The following is a 20,873-nucleotide window of genomic DNA, read 5'->3' on the forward strand; positions in this document are numbered from 1 at the left end:
GCGCTCGATCACTCTCAGAGAGGAGCCTTGTGCCCGCGCAGTCCAGCCCGCACGCGCTCCGGCCGAACACCCCGCCGTCGACGCCGCTGCAGGCCCTGCTGGAGCTCACCGGCGCCACCACACTCACTCCGGTACCGGCCGAGGTGAATGTCACCGGCATCGAGCAACGATCCAACGCCGTCCGCCCCGGTGACCTGTTCGCCGGCCTGCCCGGCGCCACCTCGCACGGCGCCCGTTTCGCCGCCGACGCCGTCGCGCGCGGCGCGGTCGCGGTGTTCACCGACGCGGCCGGTGCCGCACTGATCGGCGAGGTCGCGGTGCCCGTGCTGGTGCGTGAGGACCCGCGTGCCGTGCTCGGCGAGCTGTCCGCCGAGATCTACGGTCACCCCAGCGATCGCCTGCGCATCGTCGGCATCACCGGCACCTCCGGCAAGACCACCACGTCGTACCTGGTGGAGGCGGGTCTGGTCGCGGCGGGTCTGTCGACCGGCCTGATCGGCACCATCGAAACCCGCATCGGCGGACAGCGGGTGCCGAGCGCGCTCACGACCCCCGAGGCGCCGCAGCTGCACGCGATGTTCGCGGCCATGGTCGAGCAGGGTGTGCAGGCGGTGGTGATGGAGGTGTCGAGCCACGCGCTGGCCCTCGGCCGGGTCGACGGTGTGCGCTTCGCCGTCGGCGCGTTCACCAACCTCTCCCAGGACCACCTCGACTTCCACAAGGACTTCGAGGACTACTTCGCCGCGAAACGCCGCCTTTTCGAACCGGACTCGCCCATCGCCGCGCGCACCTCGGTGATCTGCGTGGACGACGAGTGGGGCAAGCGCCTTGCCGCGGACCTCGCGGCCCCGATCACGGTCTCGACCGGCGACCCCGCGAACACCTCCCGGAGCCGCACGGTCGGCAGCTCTGATCGCGCGGCGGGCACCGACTCCGAGCAGCCCGGGCGCACCGGCGCATCCGGGGAGTCAGGTGCGGGGGCACCCGCCCACGCCGCGTCGACCGGCGCGGACTGGCAGGTTGTCGGTGAGGTGAAAACCACCGGCGGCGAACAGGAGTTCACCGCGGTCGGCCCGAGCGGTGAGCTGACCGTCCGCTTGCGCCTGCCGGGCCGCTACAACGTCGCCAACGCCCTGCTCGCCGTCGCCACCTGCGCGGCCGCCGGGGTCGATCCGGCGATCGCCGCGCCCGCGCTGGCCACCGTCGACGTGCCCGGCCGCATGCAGCGCGTCGAACGCGGACAGGACTTCCTCGCCGTCGTCGACTACGCGCACAAGCCCGCCGCGATCGAATCGGTGGTCGCCACCCTGCGCGCGCACCTCACCGACGCGGGCCGCGGCAGGCTCGCGGTGGTCGTCGGCGCGGGCGGCGACCGGGACGCGGCCAAGCGCCCGCTCATGGGCGCGGCGGCGGCACGCGGTGCCGACCTGGTGATCGTCACCGACGACAATCCACGCACCGAAGACCCGGCGGCCATCCGCGCCGCCGTGGTCGCCGGTGCGCACGAACTCCCGGCCACCGACCGCGGCGAGATCCGCGAGATCGGTGACCGCGCGGCGGCCATCGCCGCCGCACTCGCCTGGGCGCGTTCCGGCGACGTGGTGCTCATCGCGGGCAAGGGCCACGAGGCGGGTCAGGAGATCCAGGGCGTCAAGCATCCCTTCGACGACCGTGAGGTCCTCGCCGCGGAGCTGGATTCTCTACTGGCACAACACAGTCCGCACACGGACTCGGAGGACTTGACGGTTTCATGATCGAGATGACACTGCGGGAGATCGCGGACGTCGTCGGCGGCGAGCTGCACGACGTACCCGACCCCCAGGCACTGGTGACCGGGTCGGTCGAATTCGATTCGCGCCGAATCGGTCCCGGTGATCTGTTCCTCGCACTACCCGGCGCCAACTCCGACGGACACGACTACGCGGCGAACGCGGTCGAGGCCGGAGCTGTCGCCGTGCTGGCGGCCCGCCCGATCGGCGTGCCCGCCATCGTCGTCGCGCCGGACGCGGGCACCGTGCCCGCCACCTCGGTGGCACTGAGCCACGACGGCGACGGCTCCGGTGCCGCCGTACTCGCGGCCCTGGCCGAACTGGCACGCGTGAGCACCGAGCGGCTGGCCGAGCGCACCGGTCTCACCGTCGTCGGTGTCACCGGGTCGTCGGGCAAGACCTCGACCAAGGACCTGCTGGCCGCCGTGCTCGCACCGCTGGGTCCCGTGGTCGCTCCGCCCGGTTCGTTCAACAACGAACTCGGCCACCCGTGGACGGCCCTGCGCGCCGACGCCGACACCAAGTTCCTCGCCCTCGAGATGTCGGCGCGCGGCGTCGGCCACATCGCCGCTCTGGCCCGCATCGCGCCGCCGCGCATCGGTGTGGTGCTCAATGTCGGCACCGCCCACCTCGGTGAGTTCGGCAGCCGCGAGGCCATCGCGCAGGCCAAGGGTGAACTGGTCGAAGCACTCCCGGCCGAGGGCCTGGCCGTGCTCAACGCCGACGACCCGAATGTCGCCGCCATGGCCTCGCGCACGAAAGCGCGCGTGGTGATGGTCGGCCTGTCCGGCGACGCCGACATCCGTGCCACCGACGTGACCACCGACGACCAGGCCCGCGCCCGCTTCACCCTGCACGCGGGTGGCGACTCGGTGCCGGTGCAGCTGGCCGTGCACGGTGAGCACCAGGTGGGCAACGCACTCTCGGCCGCCGCCGTCGCCCTGGAGTGCGGCGCCGACTTGGCGACCGTCGCTCAGGCACTGTCCGGGGCGACGGCCGCGTCGGTGCGCCGGATGGACGTGCGGACCACGCCCGACGGCATCACCGTCATCAACGACTCCTACAACGCCAACCCGGACTCGGTGCGGGCCGCGCTCAAGGCGCTGGTCACCCTCGCCAAGTCGGGCCCCGAACCGCGCCGCAGCTGGGCCGTGCTCGGGGAGATGGGCGAACTCGGCGACACCTCGGTCATCGAACACGACGCGATCGGACGGCTCGCCGTGCGACTCGACGTCGACCGATTGATCGTGGTCGGCACCGGACGACCCTCCCGGGGAATGCACCAGGGAGCGGTGATGGAAGGCTCATGGGGCGAGGAGTCGATCCTCGTACCCGATATCTCGGCGGCCATCGCGCTGCTCGACGACGAAATCGCCGCCGGCGATGTGGTACTGGTCAAGGCGTCGAAAGCGGTCGGTCTGTGGGCCGTCGCCGAACACCTGACCAGGGCAGGGGAAGGTAGCTCGGAGGCAGCTCGATGAGGCAGATTTTGTTCGCGGCGGGGATCGCGCTCGCGGTGTCGATCCTGTTGACGCCGTTCCTGATCCGGGTCTTCGCCAAACAGGGCTTCGGCCAGGAGATCCGGGTCGACGGTCCGGCCAGCCATCAGGCCAAACGCGGCACCCCGACAATGGGTGGCGTCGCCATCCTGATCGGTATGTGGGCCGGATACCTCGGTTCGCACCTGATCGGCCTCGGCTACGACGCCGAGGGGCCGACGGCCTCGGGCCTGCTCGTACTCGGGCTCACCACCGCACTCGGTGTGGTCGGCTTCCTCGACGACTTCATCAAGCTGCGCAAACAGCGCAATCTGGGGTTGTCGGCGGCCGGTAAGTACATCGGCCAGATCAGTGCCGCGGTGATCTTCGCGGTGCTGGTGCTGCAATTCCGGGCCGACAACGGGCTCACCCCCGGCAGCAAGCACATCTCGTACGTGCGTGACTGGTCGACGGTGTCGATGGGCGCGCTGGTGTTCGTGATCATGGTGTGTCTGCTGGTCGTGGCCTGGTCCAACGCGGTCAACCTGACCGACGGTCTCGACGGTCTCGCCGCCGGATCGATGAGCCTGGTGCTCGGCGCCTACGTCATCATCACCTTCTGGCAGTACCGCAACGCCTGCGCCACCAGCCCCGGACCCGGGTGCTACAACGTGCGCGACCCCCTCGACCTCGCGCTGGTCTGCGCGGCGGCCGCCGCCGCCTGCATCGGCTTCCTGTGGTGGAACGCCGCGCCCGCCAAGATCTTCATGGGCGACACCGGATCGCTGGCCCTCGGCGGCATGCTGGCCGGTCTGTCCATCACCACCCGCACCGAGCTGCTGATGGTCGTCATCGGCGCGCTGTTCGTCGCCGAGGCGGCGTCGGTGGTGCTGCAGGTGGCGGTGTACCGCACCACCCGCAACCGATTGTTCAAGATGGCGCCGTTCCACCACCACTTCGAATTGAGCAAGTGGGCGGAGACTACGGTGATCATCCGGTTCTGGATCCTGGCAGGCATCGCGGCCGCCGTGGGTCTCGGACTGTTCTACAGCGAATACCTGTCCCAGGTCGGGTGAGAGCGGAAATGGTAGAACACTCGCCCCGTGCCCTGCGTTCCCCGGGCCCCATGCTCGAATTCCTGCGTGGCCGTGACGTTCTCGTCGCCGGCTGGGGCGTCTCCGGACGCTCCCTGATCGAACCGCTACGCGATATCGGCGCGCACCCCGTCGTCACCGACGGCGGCGCCAAAGCCCTGGCCGAGGCCGCCGAACTCGGACTCGAGATCGCCACCACCGTGGAACTCGAGCACGCCGACCTCACCCGGTTCGCCCTCGTCATCACCAGCCCCGGCTGGCGGCCCGATTCGCCGGTGCTCGTCTCGGCGGTCACCGAGGGCATCCCGGTCTGGGGTGACGTCGAATTCGCCTGGTGGGTCGATCAGGCTCGCATCTACGGCCCGGTTCGCAAGTGGCTGGTGGTCACCGGAACCAACGGCAAGACCACGACCACCCAGATGACGCACTCGATCCTGCGCGCCGCGGGCATCGCCAGTGTGGCCTGCGGCAATATCGGCCTGCCCATCCTCGACGCCCTGCGCCGCAATCCCGGACCGCAGGTGCTCGCGGTCGAGTTGTCGTCGTTCCAGCTGCACTGGGCGCCGTCGGTGCGGCCCGAGGCCGGTGTGGTGCTCAATGTCGCCGAGGACCACCTCGACTGGCACGGTGGGCTCGACGCCTACGCCGCCGCCAAGGCGCGTGCCCTCACCGGCCGCATCGGCGTGGTCGGCCTCGACGATCCGGTCGCCGGTGCGCTGGCGCGCAAGTCCAAGGCGCGGCGCACGGTCGGGTTCCGCGTGGGCGTGCCAGCCGACGGCGAACTCGGCGTGGTCGACGGCAAACTCCTCGACCGCGCCTTCACCAAGGCCGCGATCCTCGCCGAGACCTCCGACATCAGCCCGCAGGGGCCCGCGGGCATCGCCGACGCGCTCGCCGCCTCGGCGCTGACCAGGGCCATCGACGTGGCACCGCAGTTCGTGAAAGAGGGCCTGGCCGAACACAAGGTCGGCCCGCACCGCACCGCGTTCGTGCGGGAACTGGGCGGCGTCGACTTCATCGACGACTCCAAGGCGACCAACCCGCACGCCGCGCGCGCATCGATCCTCGCGCACCCGCACGTGGTGTGGGTCGCGGGCGGCCTGCTCAAGGGCGCGACCATCGACGACCTCATCGAGGAGGTCGCCGACCGGCTCGTGGGCGCGGTCCTGTTCGGGGCCGACGCGCCGGTGATCGCCGCCGCATTGGCGCGACACGCGCCCGAAGTCCCGGTCATCGCACTGGACGCGGGAGACGATGCAGACATGGAGTCGTCGAGATCGCAGCGTGCCGAAGCGGTGATGGGCCGCGCCGTGCGCGCCGCGGCGGGCATGGCCCGGGCGGGAGACACCGTGCTGCTGGCACCCGCGGCCGCGTCCCTTGACATGTACGACGACTACACCCACCGCGGACGCTGCTTCGCCGACGCGGTCACGGCACTGGAAGACGGTGACATCGGGCGGGCGCTATGACATCGACGGGCCAGACCACCCCGACCGGGGGGCGCCGGAAACGGATCGCCCCGCAGCCGGGATGGGCGGGGGAGCGTTTCGGCGCATGGCTGGCCCGTCCGCTCGCCTCGTTCCACCTCGTCGTCACCATCGCGACCCTGCTGACGGTGCTCGGCCTGGTGATGGTGCTCTCGGCGTCGAGCGTCGAGGCCTATGCCGGTGGTGGATCGGCGTATTCGCTGTTCATCCAGCAGGCCATGTTCGCCGGGCTGGGCGCCGTCGCGTTCTACATCGCGTTGCGGTTGCCGCTGCGGGTTCTGCGGCAGTGGTCGTTCCCGGCGTTCAGCATCTCGGTGATCGCGCTGGTGCTCGTGCTCATTCCGGGCATCGGCGCGGTGCACGGTGGCGCGCGGCGCTGGTTCGACATCGGGCCCATTTCGATCCAGCCGTCCGAGGTCGTCAAGGTGACCCTGGTGGTGTGGGGCGCGCACCTGCTCGCGTCGCGGCGCGGGGCACACCTCAAAGACATCCTGGTACCGCTGGTGCCCGCCGGTCTGCTGGTGTGTCTGCTCGTGGTGCTCGAGCCGAACCTGTCGACCACGATCGCGCTCGGCATCGTGCTGATGGCGCTGCTGTGGTTCGGTGGGCTGCCGGTGCGGTTGTTCGTCGGGATCATGGTCAGCGGCTTGGTCGTCGCGTCGGTGCTGGCGCTGTCGGCCGGGTACCGGTCCGACCGGGTGCGCGCGTTCTTCAATCCCGGTGACGATCCCCAGGGCGCCAATTATCAGGCCCGCCAGGCCAAGTACTCGCTGGCCGACGGCGGCATCCTGGGTCGCGGGCTCGGGCAGAGCCGCGCCAAGTGGAGCTACCTGCCCAACTCGCACAACGACTTCATCTTCGCCATCATCGGCGAGGAACTCGGCTTCCTCGGCTGCATGGCGGTGCTCGCCCTGCTGGCGATGTTCGTCTACACCGGCATCCGCATCGCGTTGCGCTCGGTCGACCCGTTCCTTCGCCTGCTCACCGCCACCGCGACCACCTGGATCACCGCGCAGGCCCTGATCAATATCGGCTACGTCGTCGGCCTGCTGCCGGTGACCGGTCTGCAGCTGCCGCTGGTGTCGGCCGGTGGTTCGTCGCTGGCGATCACGCTGTTCATGTTCGGCATCATCGCCAGTGCGGCCAGGCACGAGCCCGAGGCGGTCGCGGCGCTCAAAGCGGGCCAGGACGGCAGGCTCAGCAGGCTGTTGCGGCTGCCCGTGCCCGAGGTGTACACCCCGGCACCGCGCAAGCCCGCGCCGCGCGCCAACACCGAACGCCCACGTCAGGCCCCACGCCGCCAACCCGATGCCCCGCGCAGGCGACGCGCGCCGGAAAGCCGCGGCACCAGTTCGCTACGGTCGACCAGAGCATGGGAACCGACCTATCCGATGCCACACGCTAGAGAACGAGGTAGATCCAAGTGAGTAGCCCGCGATCCGGGTTGTCGGTGATCGTCGCAGGCGGGGGAACCGCAGGCCACATCGAACCCGCGCTGGCGGTGGCCGACGCCTTGCGCAGACTCGACGATTCGATCCGGGTGACAGCACTCGGCACCGAGCGCGGACTCGAGACGAAACTGGTGCCCGACCGTGGGTACCCGCTCGAGCTGATCCCGCCGGTCCCGTTGCCCCGCAAGCCGTCGGCCGACCTGCTTCGCCTGCCCGGACGGGTGTTCTCCTCGGTGCGCGCCACCCGCGCGGTGATCGACCGGGTGCAGGCCGATGTCGTCGTCGGCTTCGGCGGTTACGTCGCCCTGCCCGCCTACCTCGCCGCCCGCGGCATCGGCAGGCAGCGCCGGGTGCCGGTCGTCGTGCACGAGGCCAATGCCAAGGCGGGCATCGCCAACAAGGTCGGCGCCAAGCTGGCAACCAAAGTACTTGCCGCCGTTCCCGACTCCGGCCTGGCCGGCGCCGAGGTCGTCGGCATCCCGGTGCGCGCCGCCATCACCGAACTCGACCGTCCCGCGCTGCGCGCGCAGGCCCGTGCGCACTTCGGTCTGCCCGCCGATGGCCCGGTTCTGCTGGTGTTCGGCGGTTCACAGGGCGCGCGCAGCCTCAACGAGGCGATCTCCGGCGCCGCACCGCAATTGGCCGCCGCCGGGATCTCGGTACTACACGCGCACGGCCCCAAGAACAGCGTCGAGGTGAGTACCGCCGACGCGCCCGCACCGTATGTGGCGGTGCCGTACCTGTCGCGGATGGATCTGGCCTACGCCGCCGCCGACGCGGTGGTCTGCCGCTCCGGCGCCATGACCGTCGCCGAGGTGTCGGCGGTCGGGCTACCCGCGTTCTACGTGCCTCTGCCGCACGGCAACGGCGAGCAGGAGTTCAACGCGCGCCCCGTGGTGACCAAGGGGGGTGGCAGAATTGTCCCCGACGCCGAGCTGACCCCGAAATTCGTGATGGACGAGGTGATTCCGCTGCTGCTCGACCCCGCCCGACTCGCCGAGATGAGCCGCGCCGCCGCAGGCGCCGGTCACCGCGACGCCGCCGACACCGTGGCACGCATCGTTGCCGGGCTCGCCCGATGAGCGGTCAGCGGCCGGAGGCGGAAGCCGAGCGTGACCAGCCGGGCCGCCCGAGCACGGGCACCGCGGTGAACGCCGCGGGCGAGCCCGTGGGTTCGGCGTTGCCCGCCGAACTCGCGCGGGTGCACATGGTCGGAATCGGCGGTGCGGGCATGTCCGGTATCGCGCGAATCCTGTTGGCGCGCGGCGGTGCGGTGTCGGGATCCGATGCCAGGGAGAGCCGTGGCGTGCTGTCGCTGCGGGCCCGCGGCGCGCAGGTGCGCATCGGGCACGACGCCGACGCGCTCGACCTGCTGCCCGGCGGCCCGACCGTCGTCGTCACCACCTACGCCGCCATTCCGAAGACCAACCCCGAACTGGTCGAAGCCAATCGGCGCAGCATTCCCGTGCTGATGCGTCCCACCGTGCTCGCCGCCCTGATGCGCGGGCACAAGACCCTGCTCGTCTCGGGTACCCACGGCAAGACCTCGACCACCTCGATGCTGATCGTGTCACTGCAGCACTGCGGCGCCGACCCCTCGTTCGCGGTCGGTGGCGAACTCAACGAGGCGGGCACCAACGCCCACCACGGCAGCGGTGACATCTTCGTCGCCGAGGCGGACGAATCCGACGGTTCGCTGCTGCAATACGACCCCGACGTCGCCGTGGTCACCAATATCGAATCCGACCACCTCGACTACTTCGGCACCGACGAGGCCTACATCCAGGTCTTCGACGACTTCGCCGACCGGCTCGCCCCCGGCGGGCTGCTGGTGGTCTGCCTCGACGATCCCGGCTCGCTCGCCCTGGCCGAACGGGTCGCGCCCCGGCTCACCGAACGCGGTGTGCAGGTGCTCGGCTACGGCTCCGGCGACCTGACGAACGCGCCCGTGCCCGTCGGTGCCCGGCTGCTCGACTGGCAGCCGCGCGATGTCGGCGGCATCGTCGAATTCCAGCTCGGCGGCGAGACGACGCCGCGCACGGTCCGTCTGTCGGTGCCCGGCAGGCACATGGCCCTCAATGCCCTCGCCGCGCTGCTCGCGGCCCGGGCGACCGGTGCCGACATCGACGAGATCGTGCAGGGCCTGGAGGGTTTCGGTGGCGTGCACCGCCGGTTCCAGTTCACCGGTCGCGAGAACGGCGTGCGCGTCTTCGACGACTACGCCCACCATCCCACCGAGGTGCGGGCCGTGCTCGAGGCCGCCGCGCAGCTCGTCGCGCAGGAGGCGCGCGACGGAGCGCGCATCGAACGCGGCCGGGTGATCGTGGTCTTCCAGCCGCATCTCTACAGCCGCACCGCCACTTTCGCGGCCGAGTTCGGCACCGCGCTGAGCCTGGCCGACGAGGTGGTCGTGCTCGACGTCTACGGCGCGCGCGAGGAACCGCTGCCCGGCGTGAACGGTGCGCTGGTGGCCCAGTCGGTGACCAAACCCGTGCACTATCAGCCGGATATGTCGAAGGTCGGCCGTCAGGTCGCGGCGCTCGCGCAGCCCGGTGATGTCGTGATCACCATGGGCGCGGGCGATGTCACCATGCTCGGCAACCAGATCCTCGACGGCTTGCGGGCCCGCCCGCAGCAGGGCAGCCGGTGAGATTGCCGATGCCCGCGGCGCGCGGGTGGCACGGCTACCGGCTCTGGACGGCGGTCGGGCTGGTCGTCGTCACCGTGCTCGCGGTGCTCGCATGGTTCACCCCGGCACTGTCGGTACGGACCGTGCGGATCGACGGCCTGACCGCCGTGCCCGAGGAACAGGTGCGCGAGCGGCTCGAAATCCCGGACGGGCGTTCGATGTTGCGCATCGACACCACCGAGATCGCCCGCCGCGTGGCCGCGATTCCCACGGTGCGCTCGGTCCGGGTGCAGCGAAAGTTCCCGTCGACGGTGCTGGTGACGGTCGTGGAGCGAACTCCGGTGGTGTACATCGACGCTCCCGACGGCGCCCACCTGATCGACGCCGAGAGTGTGGAATTCGCGATCGAGCCGGCACCGCCGATCGGTGTGCCGAAATTGGTCACCGAGAACTCGATGCCGGGACCGGATGCGGCCCGCGCCGCCGTCGCCGTGCTGGTCACGTTGCCGCCCGCGTTGTCGGTGCAGGTGGGTGAGGTTGTCGCACGGTCGGATTCGGATGTCTCGCTCAACCTGCGCGACGGAAGAAAGGTAGTGTGGGGCGGCACGGGCGACGGGGAGCGCAAAGCTGCCGTCGTAATGCCGCTGCTCACCCGGGAAGGCACCGTGTTCGACGTTTCGAGTCCGAATCTGGTCACGGTAAAGTGAGCGAAACTTCGGCGCGCCTGCGCCGGGATCGCGGTGGCTGCGAATAGCGTTCCGCAGCAGTCGGATACTTGACATAACGCCAACCCTATGGTTGAGGTTGAGGGTTTTAGATCGAAGGAAGGCGAGAGCCCATGACGCCCCCGCACAACTACCTTGCCGTGATCAAGGTCGTCGGTATCGGCGGCGGCGGCGTGAACGCCGTCAACCGGATGATCGAACAGGGACTCAAGGGAGTCGAGTTCATCGCGGTCAATACCGACGCACAGGCCCTGCTGATGAGCGACGCCGATGTGAAGCTCGATGTCGGCCGTGAACTCACCCGAGGACTGGGCGCCGGAGCCGATCCGGAAGTCGGTCGCAAAGCGGCCGAAGACCACAAGGACGAGATCGAAGAGGTGCTCAAGGGCGCCGACATGGTCTTCGTCACCGCAGGCGAAGGCGGTGGTACCGGAACCGGTGGCGCCCCTGTCGTCGCCAGCATCGCTCGCAAGCTGGGCGCGCTGACTATAGGTGTCGTGACCCGGCCGTTCTCCTTCGAGGGAAAACGGCGTGGGAACCAGGCCGAAGTGGGCATCAACCTGCTTCGCGAGTCGTGCGACACCCTCATCGTCATTCCGAACGACCGGCTGCTGCAGCTGGGCGACGCGGCGGTGAGTCTGATGGATGCCTTCCGGTCGGCAGACGAAGTGCTGCTCAACGGTGTTCAGGGTATTACCGACCTGATCACCACCCCCGGCCTGATCAACGTCGACTTCGCCGACGTCAAGAGCGTGATGTCGGGTGCCGGGTCGGCCCTCATGGGCATCGGTTCGGCGCGCGGTGAGGGCCGGTCGGTGAAAGCTGCCGAGACGGCGATCAACTCGCCGCTGCTCGAGGCGTCGATGGACGGTGCGCACGGCGTGCTGCTCTCGATCGCGGGTGGTTCCGATCTCGGTCTGTTCGAGATCAACGAGGCCGCCTCGCTGGTGCAGGAGGCCGCCCACATCGAGGCCAACATCATCTTCGGTACGGTCATCGACGATTCGCTCGGCGACGAAGTGCGCGTCACCGTGATCGCCGCCGGTTTCGACGGCGGCGGCCCCTCGCGGCGCGCGGTCGAGAACACCATGCAGACCGGCCGGTCCTCGTCCAACCCGATCGGCTCCGGTCGTGCGGGCGAGGTCGGGCAGAGCCGAAGCACGGAGGCCCCGGCCCGGCCCACCGAGCCCGCCACCGCGGGGATGTCGAGCGGACGGGCGGCGGCGCCCAACTACCGCGACACCGAGCGGTACCGGGAGTCGGAGCGTCAGCGGGTCACCGAACAGGCGCTCAACCGCGTCAACAATCCCGAACCGCGCGACGACGGCGACGATGACGACGACATCGAGGTGCCGATCTTCATGCGCCGCTAGGCACGGACAACAGCGCCCGAACTCCCCGGTGAGTTCGGGCGCTTTCGCGTCTCCGGCTCAGCCCCGGGGCCGCCGCGGCCAGCGGCGGGTTGACCGATGTCACCCCGCGCGCGCACCGATCGACCCGCCGACCGCACTACCCTCGAACCATGACTTCCGCACCCCCCACCGTGACCGTTCGCCGGGTGACCACCACCCGCGCCGGTGGCTTCTCCGTCGCCCCGTACGACTCGTTCAACCTGGGCGATCACGTCGGTGACGATCCGGAGGCCGTGCGCCGCAACAGGATCCGCCTGGCCGAGGGCATCGGGCTCACCCCGGACCGGCTGGTGTGGATGGAGCAGGTACACGGCCGCAATGTCGAGATCGTCGACGGGCCGCGCGCCGAACCGGTCCCGGTGACCGACGCACTCGTCACCACCGTGCCCGGCCTCGCCCTGGTCGTCCTCACCGCCGACTGCGTGCCGATCCTGCTGTCCGACGACGAGGCAGGCGTGATCGCGGCGGTGCACGCGGGCCGCATCGGCGCCAGAATCGGCATCGTGCCGCGGGTACTCGAGGCGATGGTCTCGGTCGGCGCCCGGATGGAGCGCATCGGCGCCTTCCTCGGACCCGCCGCATCGGGTCGTCAGTACGAGGTGCCCGCCGCCATGCGCGCCGACGTGGAGGCCCACCTGCCCGGTAGCGCAACCACCACGGTCCGCAAGACGCCGGGCCTGGATCTGCGGGCGGGCATCAGCAGGCAGCTCACCGAGGCGGGCGTCGGCGGCATCGCCCTCGACCCGCGCTGCACCATCGAGGACAAAACCCTGTTCAGTCACCGCCGCGGCGCCCCGACCGGCCGCATCGCGGGCGTGATCTGGATGGACGCGACCGCATGAGCCGAAAGCACACCACCCGGCGAGGGGAGGCCGCATGACCCAGGAGACCTCGACCGGCACCGATCGCGCGAGCGAACTCTCGACCCGCCTGGACGGGCTGCTCACGCGGCTCGACGCCGCCGTGGCCGCCGCGGGTCGCCCCGCGGGCTCCGTCCGACTGCTGCCGGTGACCAAATTCTTCCCGGCCGCCGATGTCGACATCCTCTACCGCCTCGGCAGGCGCGAGTTCGGCGAGTCGCGTGAGCAGGAGGCCTCGGCCAAGGTCGCCGAGCTGGCCTACGACGACGTCGAATGGCACATGATCGGCCGCCTGCAGCGCAACAAGGCCCGCGCCGTGGCCCGATGGGCACACACCGTGCACTCGGTCGACAGCGAACGGCTGGCAAACGCGCTGGACCGGGCGGTGACCGACGCACAGGCAGCCGGCGAGCGTACCGCGCCCCTGCGTGTGCTGCTGCAGGTGAGCCTGGACGCCGACCCCGGACGCGGGGGTGTCGAACCGGCTGATCTGCCCGCCCTCGCCGACCTGGTAGCGAAGGCCCCCGGACTGCATCTGGCCGGTCTGATGGCGATTCCACCCCTTGACGCCGACATTCATGCGTCCTTTGCGAAGCTTGCGACTTTGCACACTTCGCTGCTCGCGCAACACGCCGATGCCACCGAACTTTCTGCAGGTATGTCGGGTGATTTGGAGATCGCGGTCGAACACGGTTCGACGTGTGTGCGTGTCGGTACCGCCTTGATGGGCGCCCGACCGATAACCTCGGCGTAGCAAAGAAACCTCATCAGTCACATTCGACACATACGATTGGCCGACGAGGCGCTGAGCAAGAACTTCAACACCCGGCCGCCACCGGGGCCGAAGGAAGGTCGTCCAGGATGAGCACGCTGCACAAGTTCAAGGCGTACTTCGGCATGGTTCCGCTCGATGAGTACGAAGACGACTACGTCGACGATCACGCCTCGCGCGGCCCCGAGGAGCGCGCCGGCCGTACTCGCCCGCGCAGCTACGACCGCTACGCCGAAGATCGTTACGGCTCCGAACGTTTCGGCGACGAAGCCGACGACTTCCCCCAGCCCGCCTACAAGCCGGCTTATCAGGCGCGTCGCGACGACTACGTCGACGACGCCTACGCCGAGGATCGCTACGAGCCGCCGCGGCGCCCGACCAGGATCGAGACGGCGCCCTCGTCGGGCCGTGCGTTCCGGGCGGGCGGGGTCGCGCCGGGGATGCGCGGCTCGACCCGTGGCGCGCTCGCGGTCGATCCCGACGCCGAGGAGCGCAGGTTGGAGGAGCGCTTGCGCCCCGAGCCCGCGCCCGTGCGGCGGCCCGGGATCTTCGAGGACGGAGGTCCCTTGTCCAAGATCACCACGCTGCGTCCGCGCGATTACAGCGAGGCCAGGATCATCGGTGAGCGTTTCCGCGAGGGAAACCCGGTCATCATGGACCTGGTCGACCTGAGCAACGCCGATGCCAAGCGGCTGGTCGATTTCGCGGCCGGGCTGGCGTTCGCGCTGCGTGGCTCGTTCGACAAGGTGGCGACGAAGGTGTTCCTGCTCTCACCCGCCGATGTCGATGTATCGGCCGAGGAGCGCCGCCGGATCGCCGAAAACGGCTTCTACAACCAGAAATAGCGACGACCGGTGAACTGTCATGATGGCCGCCCGCGCATTGCGCGGCGCGGCCATTTTGCACGTCGCCGATTTTGCGGCAGAGTGAACCCGTGGCCCTGTTCGCGGTTCTGTACCTCGTGCTTTTCATCTTCTGGCTGTTGTTGATCAGCCGGGTGATCGTGGAGTTCATCCGCAGTTTCGCGCGTGACTGGCGCCCGACCGGCGTGGTGGTGATCGTGTTGGAGTTCATCTTCACCGTCACCGATCCGCCGGTGAAACTGTTGAGACGCTTGATACCTCCCGTGAATCTGGGCGGTATTCGGCTCGATCTGTCGATTATGGTTCTGCTCTTCGTCGTGTTCATCCTGATGTCCATCGTGGGTAGGCTCGGGCAGCCCGTGACCTCCGTGTGACACAATGAGTCGAGAAGACCGCTTGCTAGTTCTCCAAAGACCGCGTGAAGGGATCCTTCGATGCCGCTGACTCCCGCCGATGTGCACAACGTCGCGTTCAGCAAACCGCCGATCGGTAAGCGCGGCTACAACGAGGACGAGGTCGATGCCTTCCTGGATCTCGTCGAGCAGGAGCTTTCGCGCCTGATCGAGGAGAACGCCGACCTGCGTCAGCGGGTCGCCGAGCTCGACACCGAGCTAGCCGACGCGAAGAAGAATCGCGGGGCGGCCCCGGTCGCCGCCGTGAAGGCCCCGGTCCAACAGGCACCGCCGCCCGCGCCGGAACCTATTCCGGCGCCGGTCCCGGCGGCGCCGCCCGCGCCGATGCCGGTGGCCGCGCCCGTCCGCGACAACTCGGGCCCCGACGCAAACATGCAGGCCGCGAAGGTCCTCACCCTGGCGCAGGAGATGGCCGATCGCCTCACCACCGACGCCAAGACCGAGGCCGAGAGCCTGCTGTCGAACGCGCGGGCAAACTCCGAGCGTCTGGTGGGCGACGCCCGCACCCGCTCCGAGGCGATGATCGCCGACGCGCGGCAGAAGTCCGACGCGATGCTCGCCGACGCGCAGAACCGCTCCGAGACCCAGATCCGCCAGGCCAAGGACAAGGCCGAGGCCCTCACCGCCGACGCCGAGCGTCAGCACGCCGAGATCATGGCGACCATCACTCAGCAGCGCACGGTGCTGGAAAGCCGGATCGAGCAGCTCAAGACCTTCGAGCGCGAGTACCGCGTGCGCCTGAAGTCCTACCTGGAGTCGCAGCTCGAGGAACTGGAGAACCGTGGCTCGGCCGTTCCGGTCGACGGCGGCGAGTTCGCGGGCGACACCAACGGATCGTCCAACAGTTTGGCTCCGGCCTCCTCCTTCGCCAAGGGCGCCAAGTAAACTGGAACCCGGGTCGCGCGGCGCAGCGCGTCGCGTGATTCGGGAACGCCCAGTTCGTCGGGCTGCTCGGTTGCTTGGGAGTCAGCATGCTCGTCTTGACGCTCGTTCTGGCCGCGATCGGATTCGCACTGCTCGTGGCGGCACTCGCCACCGGCTCGGTGGCGTGGGCGTGGGGCTGCATCCTGATCTGCGTCATCGGCGCGGGCACCCTCCTGGTGAGCGCGCTCGCCGGTGGGCGACCCGAGAACGACCCGGTCCCGCCGGGGCGACATGCCCGCAAGGACTGACCGCGCGGAATATGGGCTGGACGAGCCCGGTTAGAATCGTCTGACACACGGCGTTGATCCGGCCATCACCGGGGAGTCTTCGGAAGAACGGCGCATTTGCGCTCAGTAGAACCGAACGGGTGAGCCCGTCACAGCTCGCAACGAGAGGCTCGCGTGCTTTCCCGGCGCGGGCAAACGGGGTGGTACCGCGGTTTCGGCGCACCTGCGTCGGCATCGTCCCCGTGCCACGGATCCGCGCCGGCGGCGCGGCGGCACGAGGAGCATTCCGCAATGGCGGACGAGACAACCACCGGTGGCGCATACCCCCGGGTCGATTTCGGTGCCGGTTCCGGCGCGACGTTCCCGGAACTGGAAACCACGGTGCTCGACTACTGGGCCCGCGACGACACCTTCCGCGCCAGCATCGACAACCGCGACGGCAACAGTGAGTTCGTCTTCTACGACGGACCGCCCTTCGCCAACGGCCTGCCGCACTACGGCCACCTGCTCACCGGTTACGTCAAGGACTTGATCCCGCGCTTCCAGACGATGCGCGGCAAGAAGGTCGACCGGCGCTTCGGCTGGGACACCCACGGCCTGCCCGCCGAGATCGAGGCCGAGAAGCAGCTCGGCATCACCGACAAGTCGCAGATCGACGCGATGGGGCTGGCCGAGTTCAACGCCGCCTGCAAGTCCTCGGTGCTGCGCTACACCAACGAGTGGCGCGAGTACGTCACCCGCCAGGCGCGCTGGGTCGACTTCGACAACGACTACAAGACCCTCGATCTCGACTTCATGGAGTCGGTGATGTGGGCGTTCAAGTCCCTCTACGACAAGGGGCTCATCTACCAGGGCTTCCGGGTGCTGCCCTACAGCTGGTACGAGCAGACGCCGCTGTCGAACCAGGAGACCCGCCTCGACGACGCGTACAAGATGCGCCAGGACCCGGCGGTCACCGTCGACATGGTGCTGTCGGTCCCCACCGAGCACCCCTTGGCCGCGCTCGACGGCGCCAACGCGCTGATCTGGACGACCACCCCCTGGACCCTGCCGTCCAACCTCGCGATCGCGGTGCACCCCGACGTGCGCTACGTCCACCTCCAGGCCGCCGACGGCAAGCGCTATCTGCTTGCCGCCGAACGGGTTTCGCACTACGCCCGTGAATTCGGCGAGGAACCGGCCGTGCTCGGCGAGTACGACGGCGCCGCCCTGGCGGGGCTGTCCTACCAGCCGCCGTTCGACTTCTTCCTCGGACATCCGAACGCACACCGGGTACTCACCGCCGACTACGTCACCACCGACTCCGGCACCGGAATCGTCCACCTCGCACCGGCTTTCGGTGAGGAGGACATGGACGTTGCCTCGGCCAACGGCATCGAGATCGTGCAGCCGCTCGACCCGGCCGGCAAGTTCACCTCGATGGTGCCGCCGTACGAGGGCCTGATGGTCTTCGACGCCAACCCAGTCATCATCAAGGACCTCAAGGCTGCCGGAAAACTGCTGCGCCACGAGACGATCGAGCACTCCTACCCGCACAGCTGGCGGTCGGGGCAGCCGCTGATCTACATGGCGGTGCCGTCCTGGTTCGTCGCGGTCACCAAGTTCCGCGACCGGATGGTCGAGCTGAACAAGCACATCACCTGGGTGCCCGAACACATCCGCGACGGACAGTTCGGCAAGTGGCTCGAGGGCGCGCGCGACTGGAACATCAGCCGTAATCGCTACTGGGGCAGCCCGATCCCGGTGTGGGTGTCCGACGACCCGGCCCACCCGCGCGTGGACGTCTACGGTTCGCTCGACGAACTCGAGCGCGACTTCGGCGTGCGCCTGGACGACCTGCACCGTCCCGGCATCGACGATCTCACCCGGCCCAACCCCGACGACCCGACCGGGAAGTCGACCATGCGTCGGGTCCCCGAGGTGCTCGACTGCTGGTTCGAGTCGGGTTCGATGCCCTTCGCCCAGGTGCACTACCCGTTCGAGAACAAGGAGTGGTTCGACAGCCACTTCCCCGGCGACTTCATCGTCGAGTACAACGGGCAGACCCGCGGCTGGTTCTACACCCTGCACGTGCTCTCGACCGCGCTGTTCGACTCGCCGTCGTTCAAAACCGTTGCCGCGCACGGCATCGTGCTCGGTGACGACGGCCTGAAGATGTCGAAGTCCAAGGGCAACTACCCCGACGTCAACGAGGTCTTCGACCGCGACGGTTCCGACGCGATGCGCTGGTTCCTGATGAGCTCGCCGATCCTGCGCGGCGGCAACCTCATCGTCACCGAGCGCGGCATCCGCGAAGGCGTCAGCCACGCGCTGCGTCCGCTGTGGAACGCGTGGACCTTCCTGCAGCTCTACGCCTCCAAGCCCGGTGTGTGGCGCACGGATTCGCCGAACGTGCTCGACCGCTACATCCTGGCCAAGCTCGCGGTGACCCGCGACGTGATGACGGAGGCGCTCGAGACCTACGACATCGCCGGTGCCTGCGACGAACTGCGCTCGTTCGCCGACGCGCTCACCAATTGGTATGTGCGCCGGTCACGTTCGCGCTTCTGGTCCGAGGACCGCGACGCCGTGGACACCCTGCACACCGTGCTCGAGGTGGCCACCCGGCTGGCCGCGCCGCTGCTGCCGCTGATCAGCGAGGTGATCTGGCGTGGGCTCACCGGCGAACGCTCGGTGCACCTGGCCGACTGGCCCGCCGAGTCCGAATTGCCGCACGATTCGGAGCTGGTCGCGGCCATGGACGAGGTGCGCACCGTGTGTTCCACGGTGCTGAGCCTGCGCAAGGCCAAGAACCTGCGGGTGCGCTTGCCGCTGGCCGAGGTGACCATCGCGGCGGCCGACGCCGAACGACTCGCACCGTTCACCGCGCTGATCGCCGACGAGGTCAACGTCAAGAAGGTCGACCTGACCACCGATGTCGCCGCGCACGGCCGTTTCGAGCTGGCGGTCAACGCCCGCGCGGCCGGTCCCCGCCTGGGCAAGCAGGTGCAGACGGTGATCAAGGCCGTGAAGGCGGGGGAGTGGTCGGAATCGGCCGACGGTGTCGTCACCGCCGCCGGGATCACGCTGCTGCCCGAGGAATACACCCAGCGCCTGGTCGCCGCCGAACCCGAATCCACCGCCGCCCTGCCCGGCAATGCCGGTCTGGTTGTGCTGAATTCGGTGGTCACCGAGGAACTGGAAGCCGAGGGCTGGGCCCGCGACCTCATCCGCGACCTGCAGGAAACCCGTAAGTCGCAGGGTCTCGACGTGTCGGACCGCATCAGCGTGGTGCTCGAGGTTCCCGCCGAGCGAGCCGAGTGGGCCGAAACCCACCGCGACCTGATAGCAGGCGAAATCCTCGCGACCACACTCACATTCGGTGCGGTCGACGCGGACGCCCCGGAAATCACCGGTGGTGTGAAGGTGGCCCTCAGCAAGGCCTGAATCGCCTGTCCGGGGTCGGCCTCGCCCGGCCCCGGACACTATTTCCGACCGAAAATCGCAGGCTGACGGGACAGTTCGCGGGAAGGTTGCTGAATTGGCGACTTTCTCGGGCTACTTCGGGCACAATGGGTCGAGTTGCTGCACATGCGCATGGAACACGCTGAGGTGCCAGCGACGGTTCGTGATGAGTGTCCTGTGGAAACGGGGCCGCGGCGGAAGTGAGCGCACCTCCGTCGCGGCGCCGGATCGACGGGCGGCGTGCCGCGATCGGTGAGATGCCGCCCGGTAACCGACCAGTCGGCGACCCGTCGCCGGGACGAGGGGAGTCCACCTGTGCGGCGAAAAGTTCTGCGGCGCCTGCTGTTCGGATTCGTGGCGACGATCGCGACGAACCTCGTTCTCGCGGACAAACGGTGTTGACCGCTTGCCTGCGCCGCGCGGGAGCGGCGCAGGCGAACCGCTAGTCCACCAGCTGACGCAGCAGCGGCCCGTACTCGGGATGGGCCAGCGCCGAGGCGAATTGGGCGACCAGGTAGTCGGCCGGGTTACCGGTGTCGTACCAGCGGCCCTGGATCACCTGCCCGTACACCGCGTGTTCGGCGGCGTACTTGTTGATCGCGTCGGTCAGGTACACCTCGCCGGTGCGGTGGGTGTACCAGTTGTCGGTCTGCAGCTGCAGTTCGTCGATGATGCCCGGCGTCACCACGTACCCGCCGATGGCCGCGTACGCCGACGGCGCGTCCTCCGGCTTCGGCTTCTCCATCAGCCCGGAGATGCGCAGCAACCCGTCGTCGAGGTCCTCGCGAACCACCGGCACGCCGTAGCGCTGCGACTCGCCCGGTTCCATCGGCATCAGGGCGAGCACCGGACAGCCGGTGGACTCGTAGGCCTTGATGAGCTGCTGGGCGCGCGGTACCTCGGCGACGAACACGTCGTCGGGCCAGAGCACCAGCATCGGTTCGTCGCCCAGGTGGCGGGCGGCGTTGAGCACCGGGGTGCCGTTGCCGTACGGGCCGTGCTGGTCGAGGTAGGTGATGTGGCCCTCGCGCGATAGCTCACCCACCTCCTCCACGGCGTCGGCGTAGGCGGACTTGCCGTCCGCGCGCAATTGGGCGACCAGCGCCGGGTTCGGCCGGAAATGGTCCTGGATCAGCGACTTGCCACTGGTCACCACGATGGTGATGTCGGTGATACCGGAGGCGACCAGCTCGCGCACCGTGTGCTCGATGACCGGTTTGTCGCCGACCGGCAGCATCTCCTTCGGCGTCGCCTTGGTCAGGGGCAGCAGCCGGGAGCCGATTCCCGCGGCCGGGATAACAGCCTTACGGATCTTCATCACCCGA

At 69.1% G+C, this 20,873-nt stretch carries 17 protein-coding genes; 16 read left to right on the forward strand and 1 reads right to left on the reverse strand.

Going from position 1 to position 20,873, the window contains the following annotated elements; genetic code table 11:
- Positions 1 to 29 precede the first annotated feature (29 nt).
- From NI2_RS29390 to ileS, 16 genes are all read left to right on the forward strand, one after another.
- Positions 30 to 1,754 (forward strand): UDP-N-acetylmuramoyl-L-alanyl-D-glutamate--2,6-diaminopimelate ligase, encoded by a 1,725-nt coding sequence (locus NI2_RS29390; protein ID WP_084476956.1) that lies wholly within the window; start codon positions 30 to 32, stop codon positions 1,752 to 1,754.
- Positions 1,751 to 3,250 carry a UDP-N-acetylmuramoyl-tripeptide--D-alanyl-D-alanine ligase gene (locus tag NI2_RS29395; RefSeq protein WP_067497465.1) on the forward strand — a complete coding sequence of 500 codons (1,500 nt, stop codon included), beginning with the start codon at positions 1,751 to 1,753 and terminating at the stop codon, positions 3,248 to 3,250. The genes NI2_RS29390 and NI2_RS29395 overlap by 4 nt, the downstream gene beginning before the upstream one ends.
- Positions 3,247 to 4,323: a phospho-N-acetylmuramoyl-pentapeptide-transferase gene (gene mraY, locus NI2_RS29400; protein ID WP_067497468.1), complete on the forward strand. Its 1,077-nt coding sequence runs from the start codon at positions 3,247 to 3,249 to the stop codon at positions 4,321 to 4,323. Before NI2_RS29395 ends, mraY begins: the two co-directional genes overlap by 4 nt.
- A gap of 50 nt (positions 4,324 to 4,373) precedes the next feature.
- Entirely contained in the window at positions 4,374 to 5,810 is a 1,437-nt protein-coding gene (murD, locus tag NI2_RS29405) for a UDP-N-acetylmuramoyl-L-alanine--D-glutamate ligase (RefSeq protein WP_067497471.1), read from the forward strand.
- Positions 5,807 to 7,255: a putative lipid II flippase FtsW gene (gene ftsW / locus NI2_RS29410; RefSeq protein ID WP_243750119.1), complete on the forward strand. Its 1,449-nt coding sequence runs from the start codon at positions 5,807 to 5,809 to the stop codon at positions 7,253 to 7,255. Before murD ends, ftsW begins: the two co-directional genes overlap by 4 nt.
- Positions 7,252 to 8,361 carry an undecaprenyldiphospho-muramoylpentapeptide beta-N-acetylglucosaminyltransferase gene (gene murG / locus NI2_RS29415; RefSeq protein ID WP_067497474.1) on the forward strand — a complete coding sequence of 370 codons (1,110 nt, stop codon included), beginning with the start codon at positions 7,252 to 7,254 and terminating at the stop codon, positions 8,359 to 8,361. The genes ftsW and murG overlap by 4 nt, the downstream gene beginning before the upstream one ends.
- Before the next feature lie 125 nt (positions 8,362 to 8,486).
- Positions 8,487 to 9,929, forward strand: a complete 1,443-nt coding sequence (gene murC, locus NI2_RS29420) for a UDP-N-acetylmuramate--L-alanine ligase (RefSeq protein ID WP_067497566.1) — start codon at positions 8,487 to 8,489, stop codon at positions 9,927 to 9,929.
- A gap of 8 nt (positions 9,930 to 9,937) precedes the next feature.
- Positions 9,938 to 10,615, forward strand: coding sequence for a cell division protein FtsQ/DivIB (locus tag NI2_RS29425; RefSeq protein ID WP_067497572.1), 678 nt, complete (start codon positions 9,938 to 9,940; stop codon positions 10,613 to 10,615).
- A 131-nt stretch (positions 10,616 to 10,746) separates the two neighbouring features.
- Positions 10,747 to 12,006 carry a cell division protein FtsZ gene (ftsZ, locus tag NI2_RS29430; RefSeq protein WP_067497477.1) on the forward strand — a complete coding sequence of 420 codons (1,260 nt, stop codon included), beginning with the start codon at positions 10,747 to 10,749 and terminating at the stop codon, positions 12,004 to 12,006.
- A gap of 149 nt (positions 12,007 to 12,155) precedes the next feature.
- The gene (gene pgeF / locus NI2_RS29435) at positions 12,156 to 12,887 is read left to right on the forward strand and encodes a peptidoglycan editing factor PgeF (protein ID WP_067497480.1); all 732 of its coding nucleotides are present in this window, start codon (positions 12,156 to 12,158) and stop codon (positions 12,885 to 12,887) included.
- Between the two features lie 34 nt (positions 12,888 to 12,921).
- Positions 12,922 to 13,659 carry a YggS family pyridoxal phosphate-dependent enzyme gene (locus NI2_RS29440; protein ID WP_067497483.1) on the forward strand — a complete coding sequence of 246 codons (738 nt, stop codon included), beginning with the start codon at positions 12,922 to 12,924 and terminating at the stop codon, positions 13,657 to 13,659.
- Positions 13,660 to 13,766: 107 nt separating this feature from the next.
- The gene (locus NI2_RS29445) at positions 13,767 to 14,522 is read left to right on the forward strand and encodes a cell division protein SepF (RefSeq protein WP_067497486.1); all 756 of its coding nucleotides are present in this window, start codon (positions 13,767 to 13,769) and stop codon (positions 14,520 to 14,522) included.
- An 89-nt stretch (positions 14,523 to 14,611) separates the two neighbouring features.
- Positions 14,612 to 14,914 (forward strand): YggT family protein, encoded by a 303-nt coding sequence (locus NI2_RS29450; RefSeq protein ID WP_067497489.1) that lies wholly within the window; start codon positions 14,612 to 14,614, stop codon positions 14,912 to 14,914.
- A 60-nt stretch (positions 14,915 to 14,974) separates the two neighbouring features.
- On the forward strand, positions 14,975 to 15,838 hold the full coding sequence (wag31, locus tag NI2_RS29455; protein WP_067497492.1) for a DivIVA-like cell division protein Wag31: 864 nt from the start codon (positions 14,975 to 14,977) through the stop codon (positions 15,836 to 15,838).
- A gap of 86 nt (positions 15,839 to 15,924) precedes the next feature.
- Positions 15,925 to 16,125 (forward strand): hypothetical protein, encoded by a 201-nt coding sequence (locus NI2_RS29460; protein ID WP_067497495.1) that lies wholly within the window; start codon positions 15,925 to 15,927, stop codon positions 16,123 to 16,125.
- A gap of 270 nt (positions 16,126 to 16,395) precedes the next feature.
- Positions 16,396 to 19,530, forward strand: coding sequence for an isoleucine--tRNA ligase (gene ileS, locus NI2_RS29465; RefSeq protein WP_067497498.1), 3,135 nt, complete (start codon positions 16,396 to 16,398; stop codon positions 19,528 to 19,530).
- Between the two features lie 460 nt (positions 19,531 to 19,990).
- On the opposite strand, the gene NI2_RS29470 is transcribed toward ileS, so the two are convergent.
- Complete coding sequence (locus NI2_RS29470; RefSeq protein ID WP_067497501.1) at positions 19,991 to 20,866, reverse strand: UTP--glucose-1-phosphate uridylyltransferase; 876 nt, start codon at positions 20,864 to 20,866, stop codon at positions 19,991 to 19,993.
- Positions 20,867 to 20,873: the final 7 nt, after the last annotated feature.

The organism is Nocardia ignorata NBRC 108230 (assembly GCF_001612905.1).
Taxonomy (GTDB): Bacteria; Actinomycetota; Actinomycetes; order Mycobacteriales; family Mycobacteriaceae; genus Nocardia; species Nocardia ignorata.